Here is a 14184-nt window from a genome sequence, read left to right as displayed (position 1 = left end):
GGCGAACCTATCGGCGCCGGGCCTTGCGCCGTCGCTTGGTGGCCGTCTCGATGGTCTGCGACTGGATGTCGAGCAGCGGCTGCCCCTCCGGGCCGCGGTGCACGCGAGTCCACCGACCGTCTCCCGAGAGCTCCCAGCGCGAGCTGTCGGGGGCGAAGCCGAGGCGCAGCATGCCGCGGATCTCGTCGAGGTGACCCGGGTCGGTGATGCGGACGAGGGCCTCGACGCGGCGGTCGAGGTTGCGGTGCATCATGTCGGCGCTGCCGATGTAGACCTGCGGGTCGCCGTCGGCATAGAACCAGAAGACGCGAGAGTGCTCGAGGAACCGGCCGAGGGTCGAGCGCACGGTGATGTTCTCGCTCAGCCCCGGCACCCCGGGTCGGAGCGCGCAGATCCCGCGGACCCACACGTCGACCGTCACGCCCTCGCGCGAGGCGCGGTAGAGGGCGTCGATGATCCCCTCGTCGACGATCGAGTTGACCTTGATGACGATGTGCCCCCGCCCGGAGCGCTGCTGGCGCTCGGTCTCCTCCTCGATCAGCTCGACGAGCCCGGTGCGGACCGTGCGGGGAGCCACCAGCAGCCGCTTGAAGCGGCTGCGCGGAGCGATGCCCGACAGCTGGTTGAACAGCCGGGTGAGGTCCTCGCCGACCTGCGGGTCGCAGGTGAGCAGGCCGAGGTCCTCATACATCCGGGCGGTCTTGGGGTTGTAGTTGCCGGTGCCGATGTGGCAGTAGCGCACCAGCCCCTCGGACTCCTGCCGCACGACGAGGCAGAGCTTGGCGTGGGTCTTCAAGCCCACGATGCCGTAGACGACGTGCACGCCGGCCTGCTCGAGCTTGCGCGCCCAGCTGATGTTGTTGACCTCGTCGAAGCGGGCCTTGATCTCGACGACGGCGAGCACCTGCTTGCCCGCCTCGGCGGCGTCGATCAGGGCGTCGACGATCGGCGAGTCGCCGCTGGTGCGGTAGAGGGTCTGCTTGATCGCGAGCACCCGCGGGTCGGCTGCCGCCTGCTCGATGAAGGCCTGCACCGACGTCGAGAAGGAGTCGTACGGGTGGTGCAGGAGCACGTCCTTGCTGCGCACGGCGGCGAAGATGTCGCCGGGCTTGCTCGACTCGGTCGGCGCGAGGTCGGGCTGGGTCATGGGGACGAACGGCGGGTCCTTGAGGTCGGAGCGCTCGATGTCACCGACGATGAAGAGCGAGCGCAGGTCGAGGGGAGCCTGCATCCGGTAGATCTCGGACGGCACGACCTGCAGCTCGCGCGCGATGAGGTCGAGCACGTGGTCGTCGATGTCCTCCTCGACCTCGAGCCGCACCGGCGGGCCGAAACGCCGCCGCGTGAGCTCGCGCTCGAGGGCGGTCAGGAGGTTCTCGGTGTCGTCCTCCTCGACCTCGAGGTCCTCGTTGCGGGTGACCCGGAAGGTCGTGTGCTCGTGCACCTCCATGCCGGTGAAGAGCTGGTCGAGGTGGGCGGAGATGACGTCCTCGATCGGCACGAAGCGTACGGAGTAGGACTCGGCCTGCACGACCGGGCCGACCTGCAGCAGCCGGGGCAGCGACGGCGGCACCTTGACCCGCGCGAAGTGCTCGTTGCCGGTCTTGGGGTTGACCAGCGTCACCGCGAGGTTGAGCGACAGACCGGAGATGTAGGGGAAGGGGTGCGCGGGGTCGACCGACAGGGGGGTGAGCACCGGGAAGATGGTGTCGATGAAGAGCCGGTGCAGCGGCGCCTTGTCGTCGTCGCTGAGCTCGTCCCACCGCGAGATGGTGATGCCCTCGTCCTCGAGGGCCGGGCGCACCTGGTCGCGGAAGACCTGCGACTGCAGCTGGCTGAGCTGCTGGGCCACCTCGGAGATGCCCTCGAGCACCTCGCGGGGCTCGAGGCCCGCAGCCGAGCGCACGGCCAGCCCGGTCGCGATCCGGCGCTTGAGACCGGCGACGCGCACCATGAAGAACTCGTCGAGGTTGCTGGAGAAGATGGCCAGGAACTTCGCCCGCTCGAGCAGCGGCACGTCCTCGTCCATCGCCAGCTGCAGCACGCGCTCGTTGAACTGCAGCCACGAGACCTCGCGCTCGAGGAAGCGGTCGACCGGCAGCTCGGCCTCGTCGTCGCCGTCGAGGGTGCTGACGAAGCGCCCGTTGGCGGCGCGCGGCTGGAAGGGCCGGTGGGCCGGGATGGCGCTGGCCAGTGACCGGACGCGGCTGCCGCCCTCGTCGGGCGCGTCGCTCGCGTCAGCAGAGGTGAAGGCGGCGGGCGCCTCGGCGAGGTGCTCGGCGGAGACGGGGTCGGCACTCATGGGCTCATCGTCGCACCATCCGCACCCACCCTGCTGTCCGTGGCGTGCGTGCGCTCGTACATCCGGTCGACACCGAGAGTCCCGAAGCCGAGGGAGCGGTAGACCCGCAGCGCCGCCGGGTTGTCGCCGTCGACGTAGAGGATCACCGTGCGCAGTCCCGCCCGCTCGAGGTGGTGCAGCCCCAGCAGGGTCACGGGCCGCCCGAGCCCACGCCCCTGGTAGGCCGGGTCGACGGCCACGACGTAGACCTCGCCGACCGGTGCGGGGCCCTTGTCACCCGCGGGGTGCACTTTGGTCCAGTGCGACGCGGCGACGGGGTCATCGGAGCCGTCGGGGCAGACCAGCAGCAGCCCCGCCGGGTCGAACCAGTCCTGCGTCATCAGCTCGTCGAGGTCGGCCCGGGTCAGCCGCCCCTGCTCGGGGTGGTGGACGAAGGCGGCGGCGTTGACCCGCAGCCACTCCTGCTCGTCGCGTCCGGGCACGAAGGCCCGGGCGTGCAGCCCGTCGGGCAGCACGACCGGGGGCAGCGGTGCTCCGCCGGCGGCGCCGAGCGGGCGCTCGAGCACGAACAGCTCGCGGGCCACCGCCAGGCCGAGGGCCGCCGCGAAGGCCGCCGCCGGTGCGAGGTCGCCGTGCGCCCACACCCGGGCCTGCGGCGCGACCGTATGAAGACCCGCCAACAGCGCCGTCCCCACGCCCTGCCGGCGGTGCTCCGGGTCGACGACGAGCTCGGCCGCGTCGTCGCGGGCCTGGGCGTATCCGCGCAGCTGCTCCCCGGCATACGTCAGGAGGTGGCGGGGGCCGTGAGGGTGGCGCAGTGCGAGCAGGAACTGCTCCGAGAGCGGGGCCGCGCCATCGGTCGTGGTGGCGGCGGCCACCAGCGCCTCGACGTCGCGCAGCTGGGCGGAGGTGAGGGCGCGCGCGTCGGGGTCGACGACGGGGGGAAGCGGCGGCATGCGGGCATTCCACCACGGGGGTCCGACAGGGTGTCGACCGCAGGCTGGCGCGGGCTCCAGCCCGTTACCCAGTCGTTGCCCAGCATTCTCCCAGCGGGGCTAAGGTGCGTCCAGCCGCACCTCACCGCCACCCGTTGACGCCCGGTCCGGCGACCCCCACGTCGATCCTCGACCCCCCTTCAGGAGCCTCATGAAGCCCGTCACCCGTACCCGCGGCGGCCGACGCCGTCTCGTCGCCGTCGTGGGGGTCGCCGCCTGCGCGCTGGCCGCTGTCGCGGCCGCCGGCCCGACCCGCGCCGCCGGCCCGACCCCCGACCCGGCCCGGCCCGACAAGGACGGCAACGTCAAGATCCAGGTGCTGTCCTTCAACGACTTCCACGGCAACCTCGAGCCGCCCGCCGGCTCGAGCGGCCGGGTCGTGGTCGATCACCGGATCGACCCGGTCAGCGGGCTGCCGGTCGACGTGACCCAGGACGTGGGTGGGGCGGAGTACCTCGCGACCACGCTGAAGCAGGAGCGCGTGGGGCACCCCCTGTCACTGACGCTCGCCGCCGGCGACCTCATCGGGGCCTCGCCGCTGCTGTCCGCGGCCTTCCACGACGAGCCGACGATCGAGTCGATGAACCTCCTTGGTCTCGATGCCACCGCCGTGGGCAACCACGAGTTCGACGAGGGCTACCGCGAGCTGCAGCGGATGGCCGATGGTGGGTGCCTCAACGACGGTGCCGGCGCCAACAACCAGAACTCCTGCGCTGACCACACCTTCGCCGGGGCGAGCTTCGACTACCTCGCGGCCAACGTGAAGTACTCCTTCGACACCAAGGGCCACAGGGCCGGCGACACGATCCTGCCCGCCTACACGATCAAGCAGGTCGGTCCGGCCAGGATCGGCATCATCGGCATGACGCTCAAGGACACGCCGACCATCGTCACGGCGTCGGGCGTCAAGGGCCTGTCCTTCACCGACGAGGTCGACACCGCCAACGCGCTCGTGCCCGTGCTGAAGCGCCAGGGCGTGCAGGCCATCATCGTGCTCATCCACCAGGGCGGCGTGCCGTCCCCGCAGCAGTGGACCGACCCGGCGACGGGCACGGCCTACGCGGTCAACCCCACCTACGACTACACCTGCGGCGGGGGTGGGAGTCTCATCCCGGCCAGCTCGCCGATCCTGCCGATCGCCTCGAAGCTGTCCCCCGAGATCGACATGGTCATCTCCGGTCACACCCACCAGCCCTACGTGTGCTCGGTGAAGGACCCGGCCGGCAAGCCGCGCCTGCTCACGTCAGCGTCGTCGTTCGGCCGGCTCATCACCGACACGACGCTGACCTACAACACCAAGACCAACGACATCCTGCGCGGCTCGGTCGCCGGCTCCAACCTCACCGTCGACCGCACGCTGCCCAAGGACGCCGACCAGTCCTCGCTCATCGCGACCTACAAGACCCTGGTCACGCCCATCGCCAGCAAGGTGCTGGGGTCGGTCACCTCGGACGTCACGCGCGCCGGCAACCCCGCGGGCGAGTCGGCGCTGGGTGACCTCATCGCCGACGCGCAGCTCGCCGACCCGTCGACGACCACGGGCGGCGTCGCCCCGGTCATCGCCTTCATGAACCCCGGTGGCATCCGCGCCGACCTCACCTACGCCAGCTCTCCCTACGGTGAGGCGCCCGGCGCCATCACCTACGACGAGGCCTTCACGGTGCAGCCCTTCAACAACTACCTGGTCTCGATGACGCTGACCGGGCAGGACGTCTACGACCTGCTCACCCAGCAGGTGACCGGGCTCAACGCGGGCGCCGTCAAGACGCTCCAGGTGAGCACGGGCTTCAGCTACACCATGACGCCCACCGGGCCGGTCGACGGATCGGTCGCGATCAACGGCACCCCGATCAGCAGGACCGGGAGCTACCGCATCGTGACCAACAACTTCCTCGCCGGTGGCGGAGACAACTTCCCCTCCTTCCTCAAGGGCACGGGCACCTACTTCGGTGGCCTCGACATCGACGGCTTCGCGTCCTACCTGCCGACGATCTCGCCCTATGCCCCGACCGTGCCCAGCCGCATCGCCGGCACGGCCACGCCGTAGCCACGGTCGCAGTCCCCCGTAGGCAGTGAGCCCCCGTCCAGCGCTGCTGGACGGGGGCTCACTCCTCGACGGAGACGGCCTCCTGGTCGTGGGGCCGCTCCGAGACGAAGCGGTAGCCGACGTTGCGGATCGTGCCGATGAGGAACTCGTGCTCGTGGCCGAGCTTGGCCCGCAGCCGGCGCACGTGCACGTCGACGGTGCGGGTGCCGCCGAAGTAGTCGTATCCCCAGACCTCCTGCAGCAGCTGCGCCCGGCTGAAGACCCGGCCCGGGTGCTGCGCGATGAACTTCAGCAGCTCGAACTCCTTGTAGGTCAGGTCGAGCTGACGACCGCGCACCTTCGCGGAGTAGGTGGTCTCGTCGATGGTCAGGTCTCCGGCGCGAATCGGCCCGGACTCCTCGATCTCGACGACCTCGGTGCGGGTGACGGCCAGCCGCAGCCGCGCGTCGACCTCGGCCGGCCCGGCGCTGTCGAGGATGACGTCGTCGATGCCCCACTCACTGGTCAGCCCGGCGAGGCCCCCCTCGGTGAGCACGGCCAGCAGGGGGTTGGTGAGGCCGGTGGCCCGCAGCACCCGGCACAGCGACCGGGCCTGGGCCAGGTCGAAGCGGGCGTCGACGAGCACGACGTCGCCAGCGGGGGCGTCCACGAGGGCGGTGGGCTCGGCGGGGAGGATGCGCACGTGGTGGCTGAGCAACCCGAGGGCCGGCAGCACCTCGGCGCTGGGGGCCAGCGCGTTGGTGAGCAGGAGGAGTGCGGCCATGGGCCCGAGGATAGTCGCTGGCTGCCCACCCACCCCCCTGCGTCTGCGGGCTGGGAGCCCGTGACGAGTCCCTGGCCTCGACGTGGTGAGAGACTGATCCACCTGCGGCGCTGCTGGGCGCTCGCTCCATACCGTTGGCCGAAGGGAGCCCTCGTGTCCGTCACCGTGCGCTACTGGGCCGGAGCCCGAGCCGCCGCCGGCGTGGGTGAGGACACCGAGGTGCCGGGCGAGACCCTGCGCGAGGTGGTCGCCGAGGTCGTGCGCCGCCGCCCGGCGCTCGCCCCCGTGGTCGCGGTGGCCACGCTGCTGGTCGAGGGGGCCCGCGGGGTCCTCGACCAGCCGGTGGCCGCGGGGGTGGTCGTCGAGGTGCTCCCGCCCTTCGCCGGCGGGTGATGCGAGGATGCTGTCCGTGACGCAGGCCGACGGTGTCGACGACGTGCCGACGGTGACGCTGGCCGGGCCGCAGACCCGGGCGGCTGCCCGCGCGGCGCGCGAGGCGGCGGCTCGCGGCGAGGTCGCCAGACCGGCGTCCGAGCACCCCACCGGTCCCGGTGGGTCGAGCGACCCGGCCGTGGCGGTCACCTCGGTCACGACGGTCGGCGTGACCGCCGCGCTGGCCCTGCTCGTCGGGTCGAGCGCCGCATCCGGCCCCCTCATGACGGGGGTCGCGGTCGGTTTCGTCGGCCTGGTGCTGGCCTGGGGGTGGCCGCGGCTGCTCTCGGCACCGACCCCGCGCTGGTCGGCAGCCGTCGTCGGCGCCGGCTCGCTGGCCCTCGGTCTCACGGTCGGGCTGACCCGCGATGAGCCGATGCTCAGGTGGCTGCCCGCCACCATCGGCGTCAGCATCGTCCTCGCCTTCCTGCAGCAGCTGCTGCGCCGGGAGCGGTCCGGGCTGACGCTGGGCCTGTCCTCGAGCGTCGCCGGCCTCGCCCTGGCCACGGTCGGCGCCCCACTGGCGGCGCTGCCGGCCTACTCCCGCGGACCCGGTCACGTCGCCGTGGCGATGGGGGCGGTGGCGGTCGCCGCGCTCGCCGACCTCCTGGCCCACGTGCCGGCGCTGCGCCGCTGGGTCCTCGTGCCGGCCGCGGTGGCGGGGGTGCTCGGCGCCCTGCTCGTCGCCCGGCTCGTCGGGGTGGTCGACCCCGTGCCCGCAGCCGTCCTCGGGGTCGTCGCGGGCGTGGTGTCGCACATCGTGCGGCGAGTGCTCGCGCCCCTGCCCGGCGCCGGGAGCCTGCCCGCCCGGCTGTCGCAGGGGGCGGCCTCCGTGCTCGTCGTCGGGGTGCTGGTCTACCTCATCACCCGGCTCTACGTCGCCTGACCCGAGCCTGACCGCGGGTCTAGTAGACGAGGGCCTGCACGTCAGGGGCCAGGACCTCCTCGACGAAGGAGGCCGCACCGGCGATCCGCGCGCCCGGCAGCAGGTCGTCCTGCGTGAGGTCTCGTCGAGCCGCGCACTGGCTGCAGACCGACACGCACCCGGCGGCCAGCAGCGCGTCGCGCAGGTCGGCGAGTGGGGCGGCATGCGGCAGGGTGAAGTCCTCGGCCCGACCCCGGACGGCGAGCCACGTCGCCTCGCCGGTCAGCCACAGGCTGACCGACGCACCCGCCGCGAGGGCGGTCGCGGCGATGGTGACCCCCTGGGAGAAGCGCTCGGGAGCCTCGGCGCCGGCGGTGACCTTGACGACGAGCGGGCGGATGGCAGCGGGGGAGGGGCTCACGGGGTCAGGCTACGATCCGACGCGTGTTCATCCTCGATGCCGACCTGCCCGAGCGGCTGCGCCCCCTGGCCTGGATGGTCGGGCGCTGGGAAGGCGTCGGGGTCGTCGGCTACCCCACCATCGAGTCGGTCAACTTCGGCCAGGAGGTCGTCTGCTCCCACGACGGGCGTGGCTTCCTCGAGTGGAGCAGCCACACCTGGCTGCTCGAGCCCACGACGGGCGAGCGGGTGCGGCCCCTCGCGACCGAGCTCGGCTTCTGGCGGCCCGGTGAGGACGGCGCCGACGTCGAGCTGCTGCTCGCCCACCCGACCGGCGTCGTCGAGATGTACTACGGCTCCATCGAGCCAGCCAAGGTCTACCTGCGCACCGACTCGGTCGTGCGCAGCCCGTTGGCCAAGGAGTACAACGCCGGCAGCCGGATGTACGGCCTCGTCGACTCTCAGCTGATGTGGGTCATGGACATGGCCGCGGTCGACCAGCCGATGCAGAGCCACATCTCGGCCACGCTCACCCGGATGGAGTAGGACTCCCTCGGCGGTGCGAGGACGTCGTACGCTGGGGTCGTGCCCGACCTCGGAGACGCCCTGCGCGCCCAGGGCAAGCGGTTGACGCCCCAGCGGCGTCGGATCCTCGACGCCGTCAGCCACCTCGAGCACGCCACCCCCGACCTCATCGCCAAGGTCGTCGGCCAGGACGGCGGGGCCGAGCTGCCGCAGTCGACGATCTACCGCGGTCTCGAGGTGCTCGAGGAGCTCGGCTTCGTGGCGCACACGCACCTCGACCACCGGGCGCCGAGCTATCACCGGGCCGGCCACGCGACCCACATCCACCTCGTCTGCCTGGGCTGCGGGGTCGTCGGGGAGGCCCCGATCGAGACCGCTGCGGCGTTCATCGGGAATCTGCGGGCGGCCCACGGCTTTGAAGCAGACGTCACCCACATGGCGGTCCACGGGTGGTGCGCCGAGTGCGCGCGCGAGCCCGGCCGCCACCACGGCGGGACACCCGTTGTCACGTCGACCAGCGTCGGTGGGGCTCACGCATCCGCCGACACCCCAGCCGGCTCCGCGCCGGAGTCACGAGGACCGCATGAGCACCCCCACCCAGAGCACTGACCCCACCCCGAAGGCCTCGGGCCCCGGGTCGCCGCTGCTGCGCGCTCCCGGCGCCGTGGCGGGCGAGGGCCTCGACGCCCCGGTGGCCGCGCACTACGGCGACCCGCTGCGCGAGCAGCGCCTGCTCGCCGAGGGGCTCGCGGTGGTCGACCTGTCGCACCGTCCCGTGCTCACCGTGACCGGCCCCGACCGGCTGTCGTGGCTGCACTCGCTGACGACCCAGATGCTGCTCGGCCTCCCCGCGCGCGAGTCGCGCGAGACGCTCGTGCTCAGCCCCAAGGGTCACGTCGAGCACGACCTGCACGTGGTCGACGACGGCGAGACGACCTGGGTCACCACCGAGCCCGGCGCCGCCGGCCCGCTGCTCGCCTGGCTCGACTCGATGCGCTTCATGCTGCGGGTCGAGGTCGCCGACGTCAGCCACGAGCACGCCGTGCTCGGTGAGCCGTATGCCGCCGAGTCTCTCCCCGGTGAGCCCCTCGCCTGGCGTGACCCGTGGCCCGACCTCGTCGGTGCCACCGGTGACACGGCGGCTTACGGGCCGCTGGAGGGTCACCCCGGCACGGGACGAGCGTGGCGTGAGCTCATCGTGCCGCGGGCCGATCTCGTTGCTGCTGTTGGTGATCGGCCGCTGGCCGGGTCGTGGGCCGCAGAGGCGCTGCGGATCGCGGCGTGGCGGCCCCGTCTCGGGTACGAGACCGACCACCGCACCCTCGTGCACGAGGTCGACTGGCTGCGCAGCGCCGTGCACCTGCACAAGGGCTGTTACCGCGGGCAGGAGACCGTCGCCCGGGTGCACAACCTGGGGCGTCCGCCGCGTCGGCTGGTGTTCCTGCACCTCGACGGCTCCGGCCACCTGCTGCCCGACCGGGGGAGTGAGCTCACCCTCGACGGACGAGCCGTGGGCTTCCTGACCTCGGTGGCCCGCCACCACGAGGACGGCCCCATCGCCCTGGCCCTCATCAAGCGCAACACCCCGGTGGACGCGGTCCTCGTGGCCGGCGACGTCGCCGGCGCCCAGACGGTGGTCGTCACCCCCTGACCCCCTGGAACCTCCACTTGTTGCGGTGAGCGCTGCGTCTGACGCGAGTTCTGTCGCAGTTGTCCGGCGCTCACCGCAACAAGTGGGAGGGTTGGGGTCATGAGCAGCGCCGCCCACACCCTGATCACCGTCGCGCCGACCGGGGCCGAGGTCGCCAAGGCCGATGTGCCCCAGCTCCCCACGACCACGGACGAGCTCGTCGAGACCGCTGTGCGCTGCGAGGCGGCGGGGGCCTCGCTGATCCACCTGCACATCCGTGACGACGAGCACCGGCCGACCCTCGACGGTGCCCGCCTGCGCGAGGCGGTCGACGCCGTGCGCGAGGCGACCGACCTGATCGTGCAGCTCTCCACCGGCGGCAGCGTGCACGACCCGCTCGCGCAGCGGCTGACGGTGCTCGACGCCGAGCCCGACTCGTGCTCGCTCACCTGCGGCACGACGAACTTCGGTGACGACGTCTTCCTCAACCCCTGGCCCTTCGTGGTCGAGCTCTACCGGCAGAGCATCGCGCGCGAGGTCGTCCCCGAGTTCGAGCTCTTCGACCTCGGGCACGTCGCGTCGCTGCGTCGGCTGCTCGACCAGGAGGGGCTGCCCTACGGAGGGCGGGTGCACGTCGACCTGGTCACCGGCGTGCCCGGCGGTATGCCGGGCACCGCTGCCGCCGTCCTCGCCGCCGTCGCGGCCCTGCCGGCCGAGGTGACCACGTGGTCGGCCACCGGCATCGGCCGCTCGCACCTGCCCGTGCTCGCCACCGCGCTCGGCGCCGGTGGGCACCTGCGGGTGGGCATGGAGGACAACCTCGTCTACGCCCGGGGCCAAGAGGTGCGGCACAACGACGAGCTGGTGGCCCGCGCCGCCGAGATCGCCACGACGCTGCAGCGCCCGCCGATGACGACGACACAGGCCCGCGAGGAGCTCGGCGTCAAGCGCCGCTGACCGGCCAGCTCCCCTTTCGTCTGGTGGCGCCCGACACGACCTCTCTGCTGGCCCAGGAGGCCCACGAGCGACGGTATGAACCAACAAGCTGACGGTGGGGGTGTTCCCGAGGCGGCTGTGGGCTACCTCACGCTGCCTCTGGTTTGCACTTGCTAACCAGAGCAAGCATGATGGAGGCATGAGCAAGTTGTCACCGCACGAGCTGGGGGCGTTCCTGCGCGAGCAGCGCCAGAGCGCCCAGCTCTCGCTGCGTCAGCTCTCCGACCTGGCTGGAGTCTCCAACCCCTACCTCTCGCAGATCGAGCGGGGCCTGAAGAAGCCGAGTGCCGAGATCCTCCAGCAGCTCGCCCGCGGGCTGCAGGTCTCGGCGGAGTCGCTCTACGTCCAGGCCGGCATCCTCGATGCCGTGCCGTCGCCCCCCGGCTCGCCGGGGGTCCTCGAGGCCATCGCCGCCGACCCGGGGCTCACGCCCCGCCAGCGCGCCGTCCTCGTCGACGTCTACGCCTCGTTCGTCTCCGGAGGCAGCGTGCCCCCTGACGGCACTGACTCCACCGCCACCAGCCTGACCCAGCCCGGGGACGACACCCCGGCACCGCGCAGCGCACCGTCGCGCCGGCGTACCCCGCCCCAGAGCTAGACCACCACACCGTTCCAGGAGGAACCACCATGTCCTTGACCACTGACCTCAAGAAGACCGCCACCGGCACCGGAGAGGCCCTCGTCGGCATCGTCGACCTCGCCGTCGAGAAGGTCCGCGACGCCAGCGGCCAGGTCGTCGCCACCCGTCGCGCCCTGACCAACATCGACCCCAAGGGCCTGCAGAAGGAGCTCGTCAAGCAGGTGCAGGAGGCCCCTTCGCTGGCCATCCGCACCGGTAAGGAGCTCATCGGGAAGGTGCACAGCGACGTCGAGAGCACCGTCGGCGCCCTCGAGGCCCGGGGCGACTCGCTCCTGACCCGCCTGCGCACCCAGCGCGCCACCAAGGATCTCGTCAAGCAGGTCGACAGCACCATCGCCGTCGGCCGCGGCGCGGTCACCACTGCTCGCCACGCGGTCGACTCGACCACCTCCAGCGCCAAGGCGACCTTCACCACCGCCCGCAAGGAGGCGACCAGGACGGCCGACACGATCGCCGAGACCGCGGAGACCGTCAAGGCCGACGTCGCCGAGGCCACCCCCAAGGTCAAGGCCGCCGTCAAGCGCACCCGCACGGCAGCCAAGCGCACCACCACGACCGCCCGCAAGGGCGCCGAGCGCACCACGTCCCGGGCCAAGGCCACCCGCACCACCGCCAAGAAGGCGACTGCCGCTGCCGTCGTGGCGACCGAGGACGCCGCCGAGAAGATCGGCGACTGACGCCCGCGGCGTCCACCGTTCTGGAGACGCCGCACCTCACCACCTGCACGCGAGACGTCCGCGTGGACGACCGGCCCGGTCGGGTTGCCACGCGGACGTCTGCGTGGGGGGAGGGCCCGGGGTCAGGCCGGTGGGGAGTGGTAGACGCCGAGGAAGGACGCCCCGGCGGCGGCGGTCTGCCCCGCTCGTGTTGTCGAGCAGGTTGGGGGTGACCACCTGCAGGTGGCGGATGACCAGCCAGCTCGACCCCTGCACGTCGATGCTGTTGTCGAGCACCGGCTTCGCGCTGCCGAGGTGGTCGACCACGATGGGGGCCGATGCTGTCCCGTGGGCGGTGATGGTCATCAGGCCAGGCCGATGGCGAGGAGGGTCCGAAGGGTTGAGGGGGTCGCGAGGCCCACGTCGGGATCATCCCAGTGAGGAGGCGGGCCCGGGGCTGGAAGACTGTGCCGGTGAGCACTCTCGAGCCCCTGCCGGTGTCCCCCGCACTCTCCGAGGCACCCGTCCTCGTCCACGTCGTGAGATCGGGGGTGGTCGAGAGCGTGCACCGGGTGAGCGTCGTCGTGACGGGCCCCGACGGCGAGGTCGAGTGGCAGCTGGGCGATGCGTCCGGCCCGGTCTTCGCCCGGTCGTCCAACAAGCCGGTGCAGGCAGCCGCGATGGTGCGCGCCGGTCTCGACCTGCCCCCACGCCAGCTGGCCCTCGCCTGTGCGAGCCACTCGGGCGAGCCCTTCCACCTCGAGGCCGCTCAGCAGATCCTGGCCGGCGCGGGTCTGACGCAGGACGACCTGCGCAACACCCCTGACCGCCCCTACGACGAGCAGGAGCGCGAGGCGTGGATCCGTGACGGTCGCCCGGCCTCGTCGCTCGCGCAGAACTGCTCGGGCAAGCACGCGGCGATGGTGGCGACCTGCGTCGTCAACGGCTGGGACCTGGCGTCCTACCTCGACCCCGAGCACCCCCTCCAGCAGGGGGTGCTCGCGACGATCGAGGACCTGTCGGGCACGACGGTCAGCGCGATCGCTGTCGACGGGTGCGGGGCGCCGCTGCAGGCCTACCCGCTCGTCGGGCTGGCCCGGGCCTTCGGCCGCACCGCCTCGGCAGCCGACGGCACCGCGGAGCGACGGGTGGCCGACGCCATCTCGGCCTTCCCCGAGATGCTCGGCGGCACCCGGCGGGCGGTGACCGCCCTCATTCGCGAGGTGCCGGGCCTGGTCGCGAAGGACGGCGCCGAGTCGGTGTATGCCGTGGGGCTGCCCGACGGTCGCGGGGTCGCCGTCAAGGTGGCCGACGGATTCCACCGGGCGGCGCCGGTCGTGGTCGCGGCCGTGCTGCGGCGCATCGGGGTCGAGGCGCCGACGGCCTTCGCCCAGCTGGAGCACGCACCCGTGCTCGGGCACGGCGAGCCGGTCGGCGCGGTCGTCGCCGTTGGTCTCTGAGGCTGCGCGTGCGCACCGTCCTGCAGCGCGTGACCTCGGCCCGGGTCTCGGTGGCCGGCCAGGTCGTCGGCGAGGTCACGCGGCCCGGGCTGCTCGCCCTGGTCGGGGTCGGGGTCGGCGACGGGCCGGCCCAGGCGGACGCGACGGTGCGCAAGATCGCCGGGCTGCGGATCCTGCGCGACGAGCGGTCGGTGACCGACGTGGGCGCGCCCGTGCTGGTCGTCTCGCAGTTCACGCTGCTCGCCGACACCCGCAAGGGTCGACGGCCGTCGTGGGGGGCAGCAGCGCCCGGCTCGGTCGCCGGGCCGCTGGTCGAGGCGGTGGTCGCGGGGCTGCATGCGCTCGGGGTCGAGGTCGCGACGGGAACCTTCGGGGCCGACATGGAGGTTCACCTGGTGAACGACGGTCCGGTGACCGTCGTCCTGGACGTCTGATCTGCGGGCTTTGCGCCAGATCTGTCCAGCGGCTGCCCCG

Annotated in this window: 16 protein-coding genes; 11 read left to right on the top strand and 5 right to left on the bottom strand. The window is 72.4% G+C overall.

Going from position 1 to position 14184, the window contains the following annotated elements; translation table 11 throughout:
* Positions 1 to 7 precede the first annotated feature (7 nt).
* Both V3N99_07905 and mshD read right to left on the bottom strand, forming a co-directional pair.
* Positions 8 to 2302: an RNA degradosome polyphosphate kinase gene (locus tag V3N99_07905; GenBank protein ID MEO3936672.1), complete on the bottom strand. Its 2295-nt coding sequence runs from the start codon at positions 2300 to 2302 to the stop codon at positions 8 to 10.
* Entirely contained in the window at positions 2299 to 3258 is a 960-nt protein-coding gene (gene mshD, locus V3N99_07900) for a mycothiol synthase (protein ID MEO3936671.1), read from the bottom strand. The genes V3N99_07905 and mshD overlap by 4 nt, the downstream gene beginning before the upstream one ends.
* A gap of 190 nt (positions 3259 to 3448) precedes the next feature.
* Between mshD and V3N99_07895 the strand changes: the two genes are divergently transcribed.
* A complete protein-coding gene (locus V3N99_07895; GenBank protein ID MEO3936670.1) occupies positions 3449 to 5344 on the top strand; it encodes a bifunctional metallophosphatase/5'-nucleotidase in 1896 nt (631 codons plus the stop codon).
* Between the two features lie 58 nt (positions 5345 to 5402).
* On the opposite strand, the gene V3N99_07890 is transcribed toward V3N99_07895, so the two are convergent.
* Entirely contained in the window at positions 5403 to 6107 is a 705-nt protein-coding gene (locus V3N99_07890; protein ID MEO3936669.1) for a response regulator transcription factor, read from the bottom strand.
* 153 nt (positions 6108 to 6260) lie between these two features.
* Between V3N99_07890 and V3N99_07885 the strand changes: the two genes are divergently transcribed.
* Positions 6261 to 6500 carry a MoaD/ThiS family protein gene (locus V3N99_07885; protein MEO3936668.1) on the top strand — a complete coding sequence of 80 codons (240 nt, stop codon included), beginning with the start codon at positions 6261 to 6263 and terminating at the stop codon, positions 6498 to 6500.
* A 16-nt stretch (positions 6501 to 6516) separates the two neighbouring features.
* Complete coding sequence (locus V3N99_07880; GenBank protein MEO3936667.1) at positions 6517 to 7425, top strand: hypothetical protein; 909 nt, start codon at positions 6517 to 6519, stop codon at positions 7423 to 7425.
* Positions 7426 to 7444: 19 nt separating this feature from the next.
* On the opposite strand, the gene V3N99_07875 is transcribed toward V3N99_07880, so the two are convergent.
* Positions 7445 to 7825 (bottom strand): DsrE family protein, encoded by a 381-nt coding sequence (locus V3N99_07875; protein ID MEO3936666.1) that lies wholly within the window; start codon positions 7823 to 7825, stop codon positions 7445 to 7447.
* A gap of 23 nt (positions 7826 to 7848) precedes the next feature.
* Between V3N99_07875 and V3N99_07870 the strand changes: the two genes are divergently transcribed.
* The 6 genes from V3N99_07870 (at position 7849) to V3N99_07845 (ending at position 12271) form a co-directional block, all read left to right on the top strand.
* Positions 7849 to 8349: an FABP family protein gene (locus V3N99_07870; protein ID MEO3936665.1), complete on the top strand. Its 501-nt coding sequence runs from the start codon at positions 7849 to 7851 to the stop codon at positions 8347 to 8349.
* Positions 8350 to 8388: 39 nt separating this feature from the next.
* Complete coding sequence (locus V3N99_07865; GenBank protein MEO3936664.1) at positions 8389 to 8937, top strand: transcriptional repressor; 549 nt, start codon at positions 8389 to 8391, stop codon at positions 8935 to 8937.
* Positions 8912 to 9979 carry a folate-binding protein gene (locus tag V3N99_07860; protein ID MEO3936663.1) on the top strand — a complete coding sequence of 356 codons (1068 nt, stop codon included), beginning with the start codon at positions 8912 to 8914 and terminating at the stop codon, positions 9977 to 9979. Before V3N99_07865 ends, V3N99_07860 begins: the two co-directional genes overlap by 26 nt.
* 99 nt (positions 9980 to 10078) lie before the next feature.
* Positions 10079 to 10915: a 3-keto-5-aminohexanoate cleavage protein gene (locus V3N99_07855; GenBank protein ID MEO3936662.1), complete on the top strand. Its 837-nt coding sequence runs from the start codon at positions 10079 to 10081 to the stop codon at positions 10913 to 10915.
* Positions 10916 to 11093: 178 nt separating this feature from the next.
* Positions 11094 to 11552: a helix-turn-helix transcriptional regulator gene (locus V3N99_07850; GenBank protein ID MEO3936661.1), complete on the top strand. Its 459-nt coding sequence runs from the start codon at positions 11094 to 11096 to the stop codon at positions 11550 to 11552.
* A gap of 29 nt (positions 11553 to 11581) precedes the next feature.
* Entirely contained in the window at positions 11582 to 12271 is a 690-nt protein-coding gene (locus V3N99_07845; GenBank protein MEO3936660.1) for a hypothetical protein, read from the top strand.
* Positions 12272 to 12307: 36 nt separating this feature from the next.
* Here the strand turns inward: V3N99_07845 and V3N99_07840 are convergent, their stop codons facing one another.
* A complete protein-coding gene (locus V3N99_07840) occupies positions 12308 to 12616 on the bottom strand; it encodes a hypothetical protein (GenBank protein ID MEO3936659.1) in 309 nt (102 codons plus the stop codon).
* Between the two features lie 107 nt (positions 12617 to 12723).
* Here V3N99_07840 and V3N99_07835 point away from each other — a divergent pair, with 107 nt between their 5' ends.
* Both V3N99_07835 and dtd read left to right on the top strand, forming a co-directional pair.
* A complete protein-coding gene (locus V3N99_07835; GenBank protein ID MEO3936658.1) occupies positions 12724 to 13710 on the top strand; it encodes an asparaginase in 987 nt (328 codons plus the stop codon).
* A gap of 8 nt (positions 13711 to 13718) precedes the next feature.
* On the top strand, positions 13719 to 14144 hold the full coding sequence (gene dtd, locus V3N99_07830; protein ID MEO3936657.1) for a D-aminoacyl-tRNA deacylase: 426 nt from the start codon (positions 13719 to 13721) through the stop codon (positions 14142 to 14144).
* Positions 14145 to 14184: the final 40 nt, after the last annotated feature.

The sequence above is a fragment of the Dermatophilaceae bacterium Soc4.6 genome, assembly GCA_039889245.1.
Lineage (GTDB): Bacteria > Actinomycetota > Actinomycetes > Actinomycetales > Dermatophilaceae > Lapillicoccus.
The sequence above is the reverse complement of the archived record's forward strand: the minus strand, read 5'-3'. Positions and strand labels throughout refer to the sequence as shown.